The sequence below is a fragment of the Escherichia sp. MOD1-EC6300 genome (assembly GCF_002965045.1).
Taxonomy (GTDB): domain Bacteria; phylum Pseudomonadota; class Gammaproteobacteria; order Enterobacterales; family Enterobacteriaceae; genus Escherichia; species Escherichia coli_F.
In genome coordinates this window covers 221,610-238,952 of the sequence record NZ_PTRH01000004.1, presented here as the reverse complement: position 1 = coordinate 238,952, position 17,343 = coordinate 221,610, and the positions used below count along the sequence as shown (strand labels likewise).

The following is a 17,343-nucleotide window of genomic DNA, read 5'->3' as shown; positions in this document are numbered from 1 at the left end:
TTCCTCTGTTTTTTATTCTTGCATTAATTTAGCGTCGTAATTACCCGATTTTCAAGATACTAATGAAATCAGATGGTCGAAATCAGCATTCTGTGACCTTCGATATCCAGACGGCGAAAATTCATCCCATAGGCCTGCGCCAGATTTGGCGGCGTGAGCACCTCTTCTCTGCGTCCACTGGCCAGCATTTTTCCACCTTTTAGCAACCACGCCCGATGCGCATGACGCAAGGTGTGGTTGAGATCGTGACTGCTCATAACAATCGCCAGTCCTTGCTGACACAGCGCGCTCAGAATTTTGTCTAACGCACTTTGTTGCGCAACATCAAGACTGTTCATAGGCTCATCAAGAAGTAGTAATTGGCCTGCGGGATTGGCTTGTGGTGTGATTTGCAGCACCACCGCAGCAAGACGTACGCGTTGCCATTCGCCGCCGGAAAGTTGATTGGTGCTACGTCCGAGTTTGTCATCAAGAGCCAGCGCCCCTGCGACATCATTCAGTAGTTCGGTACGCGTTTTATCGTGCTGATGCAGTGTCAGGTAGTGCCAGACCGGCATTGCAAACGGTGGCGTCTGTTGTTGTGAAAGATAGGCGCGATGCAGCGCGAGTTTTGTTGCGGACCATGCTTCCAGTGGTTGCCCCGCGAACTGAATGCTTCCCTTACCGCTGGTCATTCCGGCCATTCGCGCCAGTAAGGTACTCTTACCCGCGCCATTCGGCCCCACCAGATGCAGGATCTCCCCAGCCCGAACCTCGCCAGAAAGCGGCCCCAGGCGGGTAGGTTCCGCAACATCCTGTAACTGCATCACAATAGACATTATTTTGCCAACGCCAGTTTAATGCTTTCCATCACAATGGGATCTTCCGGTGTCATATCCGGGGAAAAACGCTGGATGACCAATCCGTCCCTGCCAACTAAAAATTTCTCAAAATTCCATAAAATATCATCAGGGTACAGCGGTGCACGACCTTTGCTGACCATACGGGCATAGAATCCGCTCTCTTCCGGCGCGACTGCCGTCGGCGCTGCGGCAATCAATTTTTGATACAGCGGATGGCGTCCTTCACCATTAACTTCAATCTTACTGAACATCGGGAACGTCACCCCCCAGGTAGTGGTGCAGTAAGTTTTAATCTCTTCATCGCTGCCCGGTTCTTGCTCCAGAAACTGGTTGCACGGGAATCCCAGCACCACAAAACCACGATCGGCCCAGGCTTTCTGAATATTCTCCAACTGCTCATATTGCGGCGTTAAGCCACACTTTGAGGCGACATTGACAATCAACAGCACATTACCGGCGTACTTCTCCAGCGTAGTCACTTCACCGTCGATATCTTTCACTACGGTCGTCAGAATGGAATCTTGCATCGTTTCTCCTGGGTGGTCAGTAAAAATCTTAGCTTTTAATCATAGACCGTCTTTTTGCGGCTAACGTCCTGCTTTTAACAATAACCAGATAAACACCGGCGCACCCAACGTTGCGGTGACCACGCCAATAGGCAGCTCTGCGGCAGCTAATGCCAGGCGCGCTACAACATCGGCCAGCAGCAATGCGCTCGCCCCTGCCAGCGCGCAGCCGGGAAGTAATACGCGATGATCGGTCAAACCACATAACCGGAGAATATGTGGGATCACCAGACCAATAAAGCCGATAGCACCCGCCAACGCCACACTGACGCCAACCATCCAGCCGGTCGCTGCCACCAGCACATTGCGCCAGAACCACAGGGGTAAACCTAGTTGCCGCGCCGAGATCTCGCCAAGTGCTAACATATTCATCGGTCTGGACTGACAACAGATCCACAACAACACGGGGATCAATGCCAGCATCAGCCAACTTTGCCGCCAGTCTACGCCGCCAAAACCGCCCATCATCCAGTACATCAGCTGACGTAAATCAACAGAGGTGGAAAAATAGATAGCCCACGTCATTAGTGCGCTACAGATAATCCCTAATGCAACACCAGCCAGCAATAACCGACTGGTCGAAAGATGACGACGGGCAAAACGTAAGAGTATTAAAGTGATGATAAGCGCGCCAGCAATCGCACACAGCCCTAGTGCCCAGTTTGGGAGTTGCCCTTGCCCAAGCAATACCGCGGCGATAAGCCCTACGCCTGCGCCGTTAGAGACGCCAAGTAGTCCAGGTTCTGCCAGAGGATTTTCAAACAATGCCTGCATTACAGCGCCGGATATAGCCAGCGCCGCACCAACCAGCAATACAGCCAGCGTACGTGGCAGGCGAATTTGCCAGACGAACAGTTCGCCACGAGGAGTAAACCAGTCACCTGGCGAAATCCATTGTTCACCGGCGCAAAGGCTTAAGAGAAGCGCCAGCAGCATCAAAACTGACAGGCATAATAACCAGCGAATATTTTGTCGCTGTTGTTGGCGGGCAAGTGTCAGCATGGTATCCGTTCTGCTGAAGTGTCATGGCGTTGATTTTACGGTGACTCTTCGACAGTGAAAAGAAAAAAGGCCGCAGAGCGGCCTTTTTAGTTAGATCAGATTACTCGTCTTTGGGCGAAGCGTTTTCGACCCGGCTTTTTAACTTCTGCCCGGGTCTGAAGGTCACCACGCGCCGTGCTGTAATGGGAATATCCTCGCCCGTTTTCGGGTTACGTCCCGGGCGTTGATTCTTATCACGCAGATCGAAGTTACCAAAACCAGAGAGTTTCACCTGTTCGCCGTTTTCCAGAGCTCGACGGATCTCTTCGAAAAACAGTTCAACCAGTTCTTTGGCATCCCGCTTGCTAAGCCCAAGCTTATCAAACAGATATTCTGACATTTCAGCTTTTGTAAGCGCCATAGGTTCAATCCCTCAATGATGCCTGGAATCGCTCTTTTAATGCCTCTACACATTTGGCGACGGTAGCGGCAATCTCCTCTTCTTCGAGTGTACGGCTGGTATCTTGCAGGATCAGGCTTATGGCGAGGCTCTTATACCCCTCCGCAACACCCTTACCGCGGTACACGTCAAATAAGTTTACGCCAACTACCTGATTTACGCCAACTTTCTTACATTCGGATAAAATATCCGCTGCGGGAACGTTTTCTGCGACCACCACCGCGATGTCACGACGGTTCGCCGGGAAGCGAGAAATCTCGCGCGCCTGAGGCACCACGCGGTCTGCGAGCTTGTTCCACTCCAGTTCGAACACCAGAGTGCGACCGTTAAGATCCAGTTTACGTTCCAGTTCAGGATGAACAACCCCAACAAAACCAATACGTTCACCTTTCAGATAAATCGCTGCGGATTGCCCCGGATGCAGTGCCGGATTCGCTTCTGCACGGAACTCAACCTCATTAAGTTTACCGGTCAGGTCGAGAACGGATTCAAGATCGCCTTTCAAATCATAGAAATCAACGGTCTCTTTTGCCAGGTTCCAGTGCTCTTCGTAACGGTTACCGCAAATCACACCGGCTAACATCAGATCCTGACGAATGCCCAACGGTGCCTGAGTATCTGGCACGAAACGCAGACCACTTTCGAAAATGCGCACACGGTTCTGCTGACGGTTCTGGTTGTACACCACGGTTGCCAGCAGGCCGGTCCACAGGGAAAGACGCATTGCTGACATTTCAACGGAAATAGGGCTTGGCAGCAGTAAGGCTTCAACGCCTGGATGGATCATCTGCTGCACTTTCGGATCAACGAAGCTGTAGGTGATCACTTCCTGATAGCCTTTGTCGTTGAGCAGCGTTTTCACGCGCTTGAGCGACAGATCGGCTTCGCGGTGAGTACCCATAATCAGGTTTGCCTGCACCGGCTCATCAGGGATGTTGTTGTAGCCGTAAACACGCGCGACTTCTTCGACCAGATCTTCTTCAATCTCCATGTCGAAACGCCAGCTCGGCGCAACTGCCTGCCACTCGTCTTTGCCTTCGGTCACTTCGCAGCCGAGACGACGCAGAATGTCAGTGACCTGCTCATCGGCAATATGATGGCCAATCAGGCGATCCAGTTTGCTGCGACGCAAAGTGATGGTTGCACGCTTCGGCAGCGTTGCTTCGTTGGTGATATCAATTACCGGACCAGCCTCACCACCGCAGATGTCGATCAGCAGACGGGTCGCACGTTCCATCGCTTTGTACTGCAGTGCCGGATCAACGCCACGCTCATAACGGTGAGACGCATCAGTATGCAGACCATGACGACGAGCACGACCGGTGATAGACAGCGGGCTGAAGAAAGCGCATTCCAACAGGACGTTTTGCGTTTCGTCATTCACGCCAGAGTGTTCGCCACCAAAGATGCCGCCCATCGCCAGCGCCTTGTTGTGGTCGGCGATGACCAGGGTGTCAGCGTTCAGCTTCGCTTCGGTACCGTCGAGCAGTACCAGCGTTTCGCCCTCTTTCGCCATCCGCACCACAATGCCGCCTTCAATGCGATCTTTATCGAAAGCGTGCATCGGCTGGCCCAGTTCGAGCAGCACATAGTTGGTGACGTCAACAACTGCATCGATAGAACGGATCCCGCAACGACGCAGTTTTTCTTTCATCCACAGCGGAGTTGGCGCTTTAACGTTAATGCCTTTTACCACACGGCCAAGATAACGCGGGCAGGCTTCCGGCGCTTCTACTGCAATCGGCAGCGTGTCGTCGATGGTCGCACCAACCGGAACGATTTCCGGTTCAACCAGCGGCAGCTGGTTCAGCACGGCAACATCACGCGCCACGCCGATAATGCCTAAGCAATCGGCACGGTTTGGTGTCACGCTGATTTCGATGGTGTTGTCATCGAGTTTCAGGTATTCGCGGATGTCGGTGCCAATCGGCGCATCCGCTGGCAGTTCGATAATGCCGCTGTGATCGTCAGAAATTCCCAGCTCAGAAAAGGAGCACAGCATCCCTTCAGACGGTTCGCCGCGCAGTTTTGCCGCTTTAATTTTGAAATCACCCGGCAGAACAGCACCAATGGTCGCTACCGCCACACGCAGGCCCTGACGGCAGTTTGGCGCACCGCAGACAATGTCCAGCAGGCGATCGCCGCCGACATTCACTTTTGTCACTCGCAGTTTGTCAGCGTTCGGATGCTGCGCACACTCAACCACTTCACCCACAACCACGCCGTGGAAGCTACCGGCAACCGGTTCTACACCGTCAACTTCCAGGCCAGCCATGGTGATTTGATTTGCCAGCGCATTGCTATCAATCGCCGGGTTCACCCATTCGCGTAACCACAGTTCACTGAATTTCATAATCTATTCCTGCCTTATTTAAACTGTTTGAGGAAACGCAGATCGTTTTCGAAGAATGAACGCAGGTCGGTGACGCCGTAACGCAACATAGTCAGACGCTCCATCCCCATCCCGAAGGCGAAACCAGAGTAAACTTCCGGATCGATGCCAACATTACGCAGCACGTTCGGATGCACCATCCCGCAGCCCAGTACTTCCAGCCATTTACCGTTTTTCCCCATGACGTCCACTTCTGCAGAAGGTTCGGTAAACGGGAAGTAGGAAGGACGGAAGCGGATCTGCAAATCTTCCTCAAAGAAGTTACGCAGGAAGTCGTGCAGCGTGCCTTTCAGGTTGGTAAAGCTGATGTTGGTATCAACAATCAGACCTTCCATCTGATGGAACATCGGCGTGTGAGTCTGGTCGTAGTCGTTACGATAAACGCGGCCAGGCGCGATGATACGAATCGGTGGCTGCTGAGCTTTCATGGTGCGGATCTGTACGCCAGAGGTCTGGGTACGCAGCAGGCGGGTAGCGTCAAACCAGAAAGTGTCGTGGTCAGCGCGCGCCGGGTGGTGACCAGGAATGTTCAGAGCATCGAAGTTATGATAATCGTCTTCGATTTCCGGCCCGGTTGCCACGGTAAAGCCAAGCTCACCGAAGAAACTTTCGATACGGTCGATGGTACGGGTCACCGGATGCAGACCGCCGTTTTCAATACGACGACCCGGCAGGGAGACATCAATCGTTTCCGCAGCCAGACGCGCATTCAGCGCTGCGCTTTCCAGTTCCGCTTTACGTGCATTCAGCGCCTGCTGAACCTGCTCTTTCGCTTCGTTGATAACCGCACCGGCTGCCGGGCGTTCTTCTGGCGGCAGCTCACGCAGGGTCGTCATCTGAAGGGTTAAGTGCCCTTTTTTACCCAAATATTCGACGCGCACATTGTCTAACGCGGCAACATCTGACGCCTGGCTAATGGCCGCCTTCGCACTGGCAACCAGTTCTGCGAGATGTGACATGGTTTTCCTCATTGTGTCAGTGGTGACACTGGTTCGTTGGACTTAGAGCCTATCCCATCAGGCTATTTTACTTGCCATTTTGGTCCCGGGCAGTGCTCGAAATCCTCACGTACTTAAGTACGCTCCGGTTTCTCCGCGCTGGCCGTGCCCAGACTGGCTGCGACAATTACGCCTGATGAGACAGGCTTTTTATTTTTCAAAACGCGCATACAAAAAAAGCCTCCACTGGGAGGCTTTCAGGCGCTGTTTTCCGTTTCTCTTCTCACGCGCTAGCCTCCTGGAGTCAGGTGCTAAAGTAAAAAAAGAAGCGGAAAATAGCAGCATTCATTGCTTGCGTTACCTTTTGGTACTTTTCAAAAGACCTTTATTGAAAAGGCTACGGCGATAAAAGTCAATGTTTTGATGGCGTTGAAACGAAAAGAGGGAGACTAGCTCCCTCTTTCAACTGGCTTATGCCAGAGCTGCTTTCGCTTTTTCAACCAGAGCGGTGAACGCTACTTTGTCGAATACTGCGATATCAGCCAGGATCTTACGGTCGATTTCAACAGAGGCTTTTTTCAGGCCATTGATGAATTTGCTGTAAGAAATACCGTTCTGACGTGCTGCTGCGTTGATACGCGCAATCCACAGTTGACGGAACTGACGCTTACGTTGACGACGGTCACGGTAAGCATACTGACCTGCTTTGATAACAGCCTGGAAGGCAACGCGGTATACGCGAGAACGCGCACCGTAGTAGCCTTTAGCTTGTTTCAAAATTTTCTTGTGACGTGCGCGTGCAATAACACCACGTTTTACGCGAGCCATATGTGCTCTCCTGTATCTATATTCTAATTAAAAAGTTAAAAACGTTAACGGCTTATGCGTACGGCAGGCACGCGATTACCAGGCCCAGATCGCCTTTGGAAACCATGGCTTTCGGACGCAGGTGACGTTTACGTTTGGTCGCTTTTTTGGTCAGAATGTGACGCAGGTTAGCGTGCTTGTGCTTAAAACCACCTTTACCGGTTTTTTTGAAGCGCTTAGCAGCACCGCGTACGGTCTTAATTTTTGGCATTTTAATAACTTCCACTTCGCATTGTTAATAAACGAAACAAAGGCGAACAATGCCTGTGAAGCCCAAAGGCTCCACAGACAGTGCTACTTGAAGGCCTTACTGTTTCTTCTTAGGAGCGAGCACCATGATCATCTGGCGGCCTTCGATCTTCGTTGGGAAGGATTCGACCACTGCCAGTTCTTGCAAATCGTCTTTCACGCGATTAAGCACTTCCATACCGATTTGCTGGTGCGCCATCTCACGACCGCGGAAACGCAGCGTGATTTTGGCTTTATCACCCTCTTCGAGAAAGCGAATCAGGCTGCGGAGTTTTACCTGATAGTCGCCTTCATCTGTACCAGGACGGAATTTAATTTCCTTAACCTGGATAACTTTTTGCTTTTTCTTCTGTTCCTTAGAAGACTTGCTCTTTTCATAGAGGAATTTGCCGTAATCCATTATACGACAAACCGGCGGCTCGGCGTTAGGGCTGATCTCGACTAAGTCTACTCCGGCTTCTTCTGCTTTCTCCAGAGCTTCTCTCAGACTCACAATACCAAGCTGCTCGCCTTCCAGACCTGTTAAGCGAACTTCCTGGGCGCGAATTTCGCCATTGATACGGTTAGGGCGCGCCGTTTGAACTCGTTTTCCGCCTTTAATACCTTATTCCTCCAATTGTTTAAGACTGCGGCTGCGAATCTCTTGTTGCAGCTTCTCGATCACTTCATTTACGTCCATGCTTCCCAGGTCTTTACCACGGCGGGTGCGAACGGCAACTTTGCCTGATTCCACCTCTTTATCACCACAGACCAGCATATATGGGACGCGACGCAAAGTGTGCTCGCGGATTTTAAAGCCAATCTTCTCATTTCTCAAGTCTGCTTTAACACGAATGCCCGCATTTGATAGTTTTTGCGTCAATTCGTTAACGTATTCAGACTGTGAATCGGTAATATTCATGATAACAACCTGAACCGGCGCAAGCCAGGTCGGGAAGAAACCAGCGAATTCTTCGGTCAGGATACCGATGAAACGTTCCATCGACCCCAGAATTGCGCGGTGAATCATTACCGGTACCTTACGCTCGTTGTCTTCACCCACATAGGAGGCGCTCAGACGAGACGGCAAGGAGAAGTCCAGCTGTACTGTACCGCACTGCCATGCACGATCGAGGCAGTCATACAGGGTAAATTCAATTTTCGGACCGTAGAAAGCGCCTTCACCCAGTTGATATTCAAACGGGATGTTGTTTTCTTCCAGCGCAACTGCCAGGTCCGCCTCAGCACGATCCCACATTTCGTCGCTGCCAATACGTTTTTCAGGACGAGTGGAGAGTTTGACGACGATCTTCTCGAAGCCAAAAGTGCTGTACATATCATAGACTAAACGGATACATCCGTTAACTTCATCGCGAATTTGTTCTTCAGTACAGAAGATATGCGCGTCATCCTGGGTAAAACCACGTACACGCATCAGGCCATGCAGCGAACCTGACGGCTCGTTACGGTGGCAGCTACCAAACTCGGCCATACGCAGCGGCAGATCGCGATAAGACTTCAGCCCCTGGTTGAAAATTTGTACGTGACCCGGGCAGTTCATCGGCTTAATGCAGTATTCACGGTTCTCAGAAGACGTGGTGAACATTGCATCTTTGTAGTTGTCCCAGTGACCGGTTTTTTCCCACAGAACACGGTCCATCATGAACGGACCTTTAACTTCCTGATACTGGTACTCTTTCAGTTTAGAACGAACAAACACTTCCAGTTCACGGAAGATGGTCCAACCGTCGTTGTGCCAGAAGACCATACCCGGCGCTTCTTCCTGCATATGGTACAGGTCGAGCTGTTTACCGATTTTACGGTGGTCGCGTTTCGCGGCTTCTTCCAGGCGCTGCAGGTAAGCGTTTAGCGCTTTTTTGTCTGCCCACGCCGTACCGTAAATACGTTGCAACATTTTGTTGTTGCTGTCGCCACGCCAGTAAGCCCCTGCCGTTTTCATCAGTTTGAAATGATGGCAGAAACGCATGTTCGGTACGTGCGGACCGCGGCACATGTCGACATATTCTTCATGGAAGTACAGACCTGGCTTGTCATCATGGGCGATGTTTTCGTCAAGAATGGAGACTTTGTAGCTCTCCCCACGGTTGGCGAAAGTTTCACGCGCTTCGTGCCAGCTGACTTTCTTTTTAATGACGTCGTAGTTTTTCTCAGCAAGCTCATGCATCCGCTTCTCGAGTGCTTCGACATCTTCCTGGGTTAACGTGCGGTCAAGATCAACGTCGTAATAAAAACCGTTGTCAATAACCGGGCCGATTGCCATTTTGGTATGCGGCCAAAGTTGTTTAATCGCGTGCCCTAACAGGTGCGCACAGGAGTGACGAATGATCTCCAGACCTTCTTCGTCTTTGGCGGTAATGATCGACAGTTGTGCGTCGTTTTCAATCAGATCGCAAGCATCAACCAGTTCACCATTAACGCGCCCTGCGATACAGGCTTTCGCCAGACCTGGACCAATGTCCAGCGCAACATCCATGGGGCTTACAGCGTGGTCGTAATGGCGTTGGCTGCCATCAGGAAGAGTTATAACAGGCATTTTATATCCTTATTTGCAGTGGTGACCCACACGAAAGATCACATACAAAGAAAAATTTGTTTATTAACAGTTCATTGCGAAACCATCTAGCCAACAAATGCTAAATTGGTTCGCAATCAGGTACACAAATGAAAGACATTAACCTCTCACCTTCCACCCGGTTGAACGATGTTAACACTAAAAAAAGGGAGATTGTACCTTTCCGTTTCACATTGATTCGATTCGCAATTCGTTTGTAGTGAGTACACCAGCAAAACGCTTAAAGAACCACTGATAACATCACGCAGCGTCTGAAAGGTTTACTGCGAGCGGATTTACGCAGATAAACTGAATCCAGCAAAGTTCGTTGCGCTATTTGGCGGTGGTATTTAAACGATCATGAGATTAATGACGAACTGGTCATATCGCAATGATAAAAGTGACACAATTCTTATAGCAATTTTTCGTGCACATTTCGTTCTGGCGATAATAATTAATCATCATACTCAAAACCTCCAGACATATATAAGGCGAATAGATTATGAGTGAAAACGATATCATTATCAGAACTCATTATAAGTCTCCTCATAGAGTGCACATCGATAGCGACATACCAACGCCTTCAGCAGAGCCTATTAATCAATTTGCGCGCCAGCTCATCACCCTACTTGATAGCTCTGATTTAAGTTCGATGCTGTCATACTGTGTTACTCAGGAATTTACCGCAAGCTGTCGAAAAATATCACAAAATTGTTATTCCACTGCCCTTTTTATCATTAGCTTTGCCACTTCCCCCATCCATGCAGAAAATATACTCATTACATTACACTATAAAAAAGAAATCATTTCCTTACTTCTGGAAACCACGCCCATTAAAGCTAACCATTTGCGAAGCATACTGGATTATATTGAACAGGAACAGTCAACTGCCGAAAAACGTAACCATTGCATGAAGCTGTCAAAAAACATCCATAGAGAAAAAACTATACAACCAACAGTAAATCTCAATGGTAGTGCATTTTTTTTGCAATCTCCTTCTGACGCTATTTTTTGTCGCCATCTGTCATTACAATACGCCCTTGATTCATTGGGAAATGGAAAAGGCAAAGTCAACCTGATTAAACATTACTCCTCCGTTGAATCCATACAGCAACATGTCCCTATTGTCCGGGACGCGGAGTTCAGAGCATTACTTCGCCATCCTCCTGCAGGTAGTCGCGTTATCGCGAGTAAGGATTTTGGCTTCGCTTTAGATATTTTCTTCTGTCGGATGATGGCAAACAATGTCAGTCATATGTCCGCGATTTTATATATAGACAATCATACTTTGTCAGTAAGGCTACGAATAAAGCAGTCAGCGTATGGACAATTAAATTATGTTGTGTCCGTTTACGACCCGAACGATACCAACGTTGCTGTCAGAGGCACCCACAGGACAGCACGGGGCTTTCTCTCGCTTGATAAGTTCATCAGTTCAGGTCCCGATGCTCAGACCTGGGCTGATATGTATGTTCGCAACTGTGCAATTGCTATTCTGCCTCTATTACCTGAGGGAGTTCCAGGGGCAATTTTCGCGGGTATTGCATCACGAATGCCATTTGCCCCTATACATCCATCGGCAATGTTGTTAATAATGGCCACAGGCCAGACTCAACAGCTTATTACATTATTCAAACAGTTACCCATACTCCCTGAAAAAGAAATCATTGAAATAATAACTGCGCAGAATAGCGTTGGTACACCTGCTTTATTTCTGGCTATGATGAACGGACATGCTGACAACGTAAAAATATTTATGCAAGAAATTCAGTCACTGGTATACAATCATATCATTCATGAAGATAACCTGGTTAAATTACTGCAAACTAAAAGTGCTAACGAAACACCTGGACTCTATATCTCCATGTTGTATGGATTCGATGAAATAATCGATATCTTTCTGAATGCATTAACCACTCCAATAGCACAAGAGCTTTTAAACAAAAAGCTGGTAATGGATATTTTAGCAATGAAAATACACGACGGTGAACCAGGATTATTCGCTGCAATGGAAAATAATCACCCTTTGTGTGTTACACGGTTCCTCTCAAAAATTTATGAAATCGCCTTTAAATATAACCTCAGTAAAATTAACATCATGGATTTATTAAAAGGCGCAACAGCACATGGAACCCCTGCTTTATACATCGCCATGAGCAAGGGTAATGAAGACGTCGTGCTATCTTATATATCGATGCTGTGTACTTTTGCAAAAAAATATTCTTTTAGTCAACATCAGTTATTCACACTGTTGGCCGCTAAAAATTATGACAACATATCAGCTGTTCATATAGCCATTCATCATAATCATTATAAAACGGTAGAAACATATTATGCAGCTATAAATGTAATCAGCCAAAGCCTGAGCTTTAGTCCAGATGAACTACAGGCGTATTTATAACTAAATATTTACGATGTATATGTTGATACATATACTTTAAACTCAATAACAGTGACCGGGTGCACAACGCCACCCAACGGCTGCAATTGCAAAAAATCCCTTGTTGCCTGTCCCTTTTGTTACACTCCGTTATCACGCACAAGAGATATGCAGGACACTGGTATGCCGACTAAACGCTTTGATAAAAAACACTGGAAGATGGTGGTGGTGCTACTGGCAATCTGTGGCGCTATGTTGTTGCTACGTTGGGCAGCAATGATTTGGGGATGAGCAGTGACAAACGAAAACAGCCAGACCGCATACTACGGTCCGGCAGATAATGTTACATGCTGTAGCCCAGCGATAAGGTTGTCCGACGATCGGTATGTTCCGGTGCAGACTCTGGAGGTTCAGAGTTCCATGTGACGTTGTAAGCCACCTTCAGTCCAAAATGTTCATTAATAGCAACATTTAATGCGCTTTCAGAGTTCAGCGTTGTGTCTTCCGCGCCAAAGACTGAAACACCCTGCGTAAATTTAGCGTTGTCAGTCAACTGCCATGCATAAGCCCCGGAGGCATAACCCAGCGGCTGGGTTTCATTGGCATTGTCGGTATATTTGTCGTAACGCACACCTGGACCGAATTCAAAGCGGAAACTGTGTACCGGGCCATTCAAAAACTGGCGACCATAACCCGCGGTCAACACATCGCGCTCTCGATAGCCGTTATAACGGTCTGTCAGCCAGCTTGCCTGCCCAAATAAATAGTCATAATCAGTTAAATTAAAACGGCTACGCCCGCCCGCCGCATATTTTTCTGAAGAACGCTCATCATTAGAAGAGGTATTACTGGCGTTCCCCCACAGCGACCAGGCAGTGGTATGTCCATACCAGGTCATGGTAGTGTCAGCCGTAAGTGAGGAGCTTTTCGTATTGCCTGATTGTGCAAGATATCCTGCATTCAGATTACCTTCGAAAGGTTTTTTAGCGCTGGCAGGATCGTCCATGACAGTAAAAACGGAATCATCGGCAGCTGCATTCAGTGACGCAAACATGCCCCCCGCCAACATAACGATGGCAGGAACTGTCTTCAAAAGCTTCATTTATCAAGAGTCCGTACAACAAAAAAAGAGACCTTCGCGGTCCCGGAAACTTTCTTAAGGATCAAAGATTAGCGTCCCTGGAAAGGTAACGAATTATAAAAAGGCGCGAATAACTTAGCAATGTATTCTTATTTCATTTTTTGAATAAGCATGTGGCGAAAACAGATTTTTATTTATATATATTTATCTGCAAAATTTTAAATAAAGCTCTAATAAATCATATTGTTAATTTCTTCACTTTCCGCTGATTCGGTGCCAGACTGAAATCAGCCTATAGGAGGAAATGATGGTACGTATCTATACGTTGACACTTGCGCCCTCTCTCGATAGCGCAACAATTACCCCGCAAATTTATCCCGAAGGAAAGCTGCGCTGTACCGCACCGGTATTCGAACCCGGAGGCGGCGGCATCAACGTCGCCCGCGCCATTGCCCATCTTGGAGGCAGTGCCACAGCGATCTTCCCGGCGGGTGGTGCGACCGGCGAACATCTGGTTTCACTGTTGGCAGATGAAAATGTCCCCGTCGCTACTGTAGAAGCCAAAGACTGGACCCGACAGAATTTACACGTACATGTGGAAGTAAGCGGTGAGCAGTATCGTTTTGTCATGCCAGGCGCGGCATTAAGTGAAGATGAGTTTCGCCAGCTTGAAGAGCAAGTTCTGGAAATTGAATCCGGTGCTATCCTGGTCATAAGCGGAAGCCTGCCGCCAGGTGTGAAGCTAGAAAAATTAACCCAACTGATTTCCGCTGCGCAAAACCAAGGGATCCGCTGTATCGTCGACAGTTCTGGCGAAGCGTTAAGTGCAGCACTGGCGATTGGTAACATCGAGTTGGTTAAGCCTAACCAAAAAGAACTCAGTGCGCTGGTGAATCGCGAACTCACCCAGCCAGACGATGTCCGCAAAGCCGCGCAGGAAATCGTTAATAGCGGCAAGGCCAAACGAGTTGTCGTTTCCCTGGGTCCACAAGGGGCGCTGGGCGTTGATAGTGAAAACTGCATTCAGGTTGTGCCACCACCGGTGAAAAGCCAGAGCACCGTTGGCGCTGGTGACAGCATGGTCGGCGCGATGACACTGAAACTGGCAGAAAATGCCTCTCTTGAAGAGATGGTCCGTTTTGGCGTAGCTGCGGGGAGTGCAGCCACACTCAATCAGGGAACACGCCTGTGCTCCCATGACGATACACAAAAAATTTACGCTTACCTTTCCCGCTAACTGAAACATTCCCCCTGCATTGGGGGAATCACCACCAACCTGTCGGCAACGCGTTTCTCCGACTATGCTCAAAAGTCATGTGATAACAAAGGGGTGAACTATGGCCAGTGGCGATCTTGTCCGTTATGTCATAACCGTCATGTTGCACGAGGATACATTGACTGAAATTAACGAGTTGAATAATTACCTGACTCGCGACGGTTTTTTGCTCACCATGACGGATGATGATGGAAATATCCATGAGCTGGGGACTAACACTTTTGGACTTATCAGTACCCAAAGTGAAGAAGAAATTAGAGAACTGGTTTCGGGGCTTACCCAAAGTGCAACCGGCAAAGATCCTGAAATCACCATCACGACCTGGGAGGAATGGAATAGCAACAGAAAATAAATGGTTTTTGGGCAATAATCAGTCTGTGGTGTGCGTTAGCTCGTGTTTTTACACCGCATTCTTGCGCTAACCTTATGATCTGGCAGACAACATGGGAGAGACATCATGTGGCAGGCAATCAGTCGTCTTTTGAGCGAGCAGTTAGGTGAATGCGAAATCGAACTGCGTAATGAACTGCCTGGCGGAGAAGTCCATGCCGCATGGCATTTGCGCTATGCAGGACGTGACTTTTTCGTCAAATGTGATGAAAGGGAACTGCTTCCCGGTTTTACCGCCGAAGCCGACCAACTGGAGTTACTGTCGCGTAGTAAAACCGTCACCGTGCCTAAGGTTTGGGCAGTTGGCGCTGACCGTGACTACAGTTTTCTGGTGATGGATTATCTCCCACCTCGCCCGCTGGATGCGCATAGCGCATTTATTCTTGGTCAGCAAATTGCGCGTTTACATCAATGGAGCGACCAACCGCAATTTGGCCTCGATTTCGATAACGCGCTCTCCACAACTCCCCAGCCCAACACCTGGCAACGTCGCTGGTCAACTTTTTTTGCTGAACAACGGATTGGCTGGCAGCTGGAACTGGCGGCAGAAAAAGGGATCGCTTTCGGCAATATCGATGCCATCGTCGAGCATATTCAGCAGCGTCTGGCCTCGCATCAACCGCAGCCTTCTCTGTTGCACGGCGATTTATGGTCCGGCAACTGTGCGCTGGGTCCGGATGGCCCGTACATTTTCGACCCGGCCTGCTACTGGGGTGACCGAGAGTGCGACCTGGCGATGTTACCGCTGCATACTGAACAGCCGCCACAAATCTATGACGGCTATCAGTCAGTATCCCCGCTACCTGCCGATTTCCTTGAACGTCAACCGGTTTACCAACTCTACACGCTGTTAAATCGTGCAAGGTTATTTGGCGGTCAGCATTTGGTTATTGCTCAGCAGTCACTGGATAGATTATTAGCAGCATAATATGGGGTGAGGATAATGGCCGCTCCGTGCGGCCTTTTGATTAAATAAACCCCAGCAGGGAAAAGAACACATAACCTGCAGCAATACAAATAACCGGCAGGATATACAGCGAGAAAAACTGCAGGAAAATAGTATGGTGCGGCACAACAATACGTGACTCAATTTGTTCACGCGTTAGCCCCTCTTCCCCTTTGGCTTTTTCCAGAATGAGTTGATCTTCAACACCTTCCCGCAAGAAGCGCGCCTGGCGACTCATCCGGGCACCGGAATCCTGCAACGCCAGTCCGACAAAAATCAGGATGAAAATCACCCAGAACATAACGTTCACGCCACCATTAAAATTGGGGGTCGGGGAGTTATACCAGAACAGATTCAAAAAAGGCGTATTCGCCTGCATCATATCGATCATGACATGAGTAAAGTCGAGCATGACCGCATTAATGCCTTCCTGGTTTTCCTGCCGGGTATTCATAAATTTCAGCAAAGAAATCAATGTAGAGATCAATGCAGGTATAAAAATCACCCAACCTAAAATCCTTTTCAAAACAGCAATGCGTCCAGCTTGTTGATACGTCATGAGTTCTCCTTGATTAAGACGCGTCGTTTCACTTAGTTTACCTGTAGATATCTGTTTTCGCCCATTCTTTAAAGGCGATATGATAGGCGCTTAATCATAAGCACGGCTTAATACCTTACACATAATGCTCTAAAGGAGAGGTTGTAATGTCAACCCCGCGTCAGATTCTTGCTGCAATTTTTGATATGGATGGATTACTTATCGACTCAGAACCTTTATGGGATCGGGCCGAACTGGATGTGATGGCAAGCCTGGGGGTGGATATCTCCCGTCGTAACGAGCTGCCGGACACCTTAGGTTTACGCATCGATATGGTGGTCGATCTATGGTACGCCCGGCAACCGTGGAATGGGCCGAGCCGTCAGGAGGTGGTTGAACGGGTTATTGCTCGTGCCATTTCACTGGTTGAAGAGACACGCCCATTATTGCCAGGCGTGCGTGAAGCCGTTGCGTTATGCAAAGAACAAGGTTTATTGGTGGGACTGGCCTCCGCGTCACCACTACATATGCTGGAAAAAGTGTTGACCATGTTTGACTTACGCGACAGTTTCGATGCCCTCGCCTCGGCTGAAAAATTGCCTTACAGCAAGCCGCATCCGCAAGTATATCTCGACTGCGCAGCAAAACTGGGCGTTGACCCACTGACCTGCGTAGCGCTGGAAGATTCGGTAAATGGCATGATCGCCTCTAAAGCAGCCCGCATGCGTTCCATCGTCGTTCCTGCGCCAGAAGCGCAAAATGATCCACGTTTTGTATTAGCAAACGTCAAACTCTCATCGCTGACAGAACTCACCGCAAAAGACCTTCTCGGTTAATAACCAAGGGCAGTTATCACGCTGCCCCTGGTTCTTTATCTGAATTTGCA

The 17,343-nt window shown here is 49.0% G+C and carries 19 protein-coding genes and 1 other annotated feature; of the genes, 6 read left to right on the top strand and 13 right to left on the bottom strand.

The features are described 5' to 3' along the window. Positions 1-68 precede the first annotated feature (68 nt). The 11 genes from btuD to thrS all read right to left on the bottom strand — a co-directional run bounded on the left by btuD (position 69) and on the right by thrS (position 9,828). Complete coding sequence (btuD, locus tag BGE37_RS08510; RefSeq protein ID WP_075826115.1) at positions 69-818, bottom strand: vitamin B12 ABC transporter ATP-binding protein BtuD; 750 nt, start codon at positions 816-818, stop codon at positions 69-71. Further along, complete coding sequence (btuE, locus tag BGE37_RS08505) at positions 818-1,369, bottom strand: bifunctional thioredoxin/glutathione peroxidase (RefSeq protein WP_001154187.1); 552 nt, start codon at positions 1,367-1,369, stop codon at positions 818-820. The genes btuD and btuE overlap by 1 nt, the downstream gene beginning before the upstream one ends. 60 nt (positions 1,370-1,429) lie before the next feature. Beyond that, positions 1,430-2,410, bottom strand: coding sequence for a vitamin B12 ABC transporter permease BtuC (gene btuC, locus BGE37_RS08500; RefSeq protein WP_000956530.1), 981 nt, complete (start codon positions 2,408-2,410; stop codon positions 1,430-1,432). A 100-nt stretch (positions 2,411-2,510) separates the two neighbouring features. After that, positions 2,511-2,810, bottom strand: coding sequence for an integration host factor subunit alpha (ihfA, locus tag BGE37_RS08495; RefSeq protein WP_001229265.1), 300 nt, complete (start codon positions 2,808-2,810; stop codon positions 2,511-2,513). Positions 2,811-2,814: 4 nt separating this feature from the next. Next, positions 2,815-5,202, bottom strand: coding sequence for a phenylalanine--tRNA ligase subunit beta (pheT, locus tag BGE37_RS08490; protein ID WP_000672425.1), 2,388 nt, complete (start codon positions 5,200-5,202; stop codon positions 2,815-2,817). A gap of 14 nt (positions 5,203-5,216) precedes the next feature. After that, positions 5,217-6,200: a phenylalanine--tRNA ligase subunit alpha gene (gene pheS, locus BGE37_RS08485; protein ID WP_000018588.1), complete on the bottom strand. Its 984-nt coding sequence runs from the start codon at positions 6,198-6,200 to the stop codon at positions 5,217-5,219. Positions 6,201-6,409: 209 nt separating this feature from the next. Continuing rightward, positions 6,410-6,534, bottom strand: a sequence feature (Phe leader region). Further along, entirely contained in the window at positions 6,484-6,528 is a 45-nt protein-coding gene (pheM, locus tag BGE37_RS25320) for a pheST operon leader peptide PheM (RefSeq protein WP_001386830.1), read from the bottom strand. It overlaps the preceding feature by 45 nt. Positions 6,535-6,650: 116 nt before the next feature. Then, on the bottom strand, positions 6,651-7,007 hold the full coding sequence (gene rplT / locus BGE37_RS08475; RefSeq protein WP_000124850.1) for a 50S ribosomal protein L20: 357 nt from the start codon (positions 7,005-7,007) through the stop codon (positions 6,651-6,653). A gap of 52 nt (positions 7,008-7,059) precedes the next feature. Then, the gene (rpmI, locus tag BGE37_RS08470; protein WP_001124225.1) at positions 7,060-7,257 is read right to left on the bottom strand and encodes a 50S ribosomal protein L35; all 198 of its coding nucleotides are present in this window, start codon (positions 7,255-7,257) and stop codon (positions 7,060-7,062) included. Between the two features lie 96 nt (positions 7,258-7,353). Next, on the bottom strand, positions 7,354-7,896 hold the full coding sequence (gene infC / locus BGE37_RS08465; protein ID WP_001700733.1) for a translation initiation factor IF-3: 543 nt from the start codon (positions 7,894-7,896) through the stop codon (positions 7,354-7,356). A 3-nt stretch (positions 7,897-7,899) separates the two neighbouring features. After that, the gene (thrS, locus tag BGE37_RS08460) at positions 7,900-9,828 is read right to left on the bottom strand and encodes a threonine--tRNA ligase (RefSeq protein WP_001144202.1); all 1,929 of its coding nucleotides are present in this window, start codon (positions 9,826-9,828) and stop codon (positions 7,900-7,902) included. 520 nt (positions 9,829-10,348) lie between these two features. On the opposite strand from thrS, the gene espL1 reads away from it, so the two are divergent. Both espL1 and yniD read left to right on the top strand, forming a co-directional pair. Next, complete coding sequence (gene espL1, locus BGE37_RS08455; protein ID WP_105287938.1) at positions 10,349-12,247, top strand: type III secretion system effector EspL1; 1,899 nt, start codon at positions 10,349-10,351, stop codon at positions 12,245-12,247. A gap of 162 nt (positions 12,248-12,409) precedes the next feature. Continuing rightward, positions 12,410-12,517 (top strand): small membrane protein YniD, encoded by a 108-nt coding sequence (gene yniD, locus BGE37_RS08450; protein WP_001142445.1) that lies wholly within the window; start codon positions 12,410-12,412, stop codon positions 12,515-12,517. 52 nt (positions 12,518-12,569) lie between these two features. Here yniD and BGE37_RS08445 read toward each other — a convergent pair whose 3' ends face one another. Then, a complete protein-coding gene (locus BGE37_RS08445) occupies positions 12,570-13,328 on the bottom strand; it encodes a DUF481 domain-containing protein (protein WP_105276967.1) in 759 nt (252 codons plus the stop codon). Between the two features lie 286 nt (positions 13,329-13,614). Between BGE37_RS08445 and pfkB the strand changes: the two genes are divergently transcribed. The 3 genes from pfkB (at position 13,615) to BGE37_RS08430 (ending at position 15,901) form a co-directional block, all read left to right on the top strand. After that, entirely contained in the window at positions 13,615-14,544 is a 930-nt protein-coding gene (pfkB, locus tag BGE37_RS08440) for a 6-phosphofructokinase II (RefSeq protein ID WP_105276966.1), read from the top strand. Positions 14,545-14,644: 100 nt separating this feature from the next. After that, positions 14,645-14,935, top strand: a complete 291-nt coding sequence (gene ghoS / locus BGE37_RS08435; protein ID WP_000146149.1) for a type V toxin-antitoxin system endoribonuclease antitoxin GhoS — start codon at positions 14,645-14,647, stop codon at positions 14,933-14,935. Positions 14,936-15,040: 105 nt separating this feature from the next. Next, on the top strand, positions 15,041-15,901 hold the full coding sequence (locus tag BGE37_RS08430; RefSeq protein WP_105287937.1) for a fructosamine kinase family protein: 861 nt from the start codon (positions 15,041-15,043) through the stop codon (positions 15,899-15,901). Between the two features lie 40 nt (positions 15,902-15,941). Here the strand turns inward: BGE37_RS08430 and BGE37_RS08425 are convergent, their stop codons facing one another. After that, positions 15,942-16,478: a YniB family protein gene (locus tag BGE37_RS08425; protein WP_000222172.1), complete on the bottom strand. Its 537-nt coding sequence runs from the start codon at positions 16,476-16,478 to the stop codon at positions 15,942-15,944. Between the two features lie 146 nt (positions 16,479-16,624). On the opposite strand from BGE37_RS08425, the gene hxpB reads away from it, so the two are divergent. Continuing rightward, complete coding sequence (gene hxpB / locus BGE37_RS08420; RefSeq protein WP_000106834.1) at positions 16,625-17,293, top strand: hexitol phosphatase HxpB; 669 nt, start codon at positions 16,625-16,627, stop codon at positions 17,291-17,293. Positions 17,294-17,343: the final 50 nt, after the last annotated feature.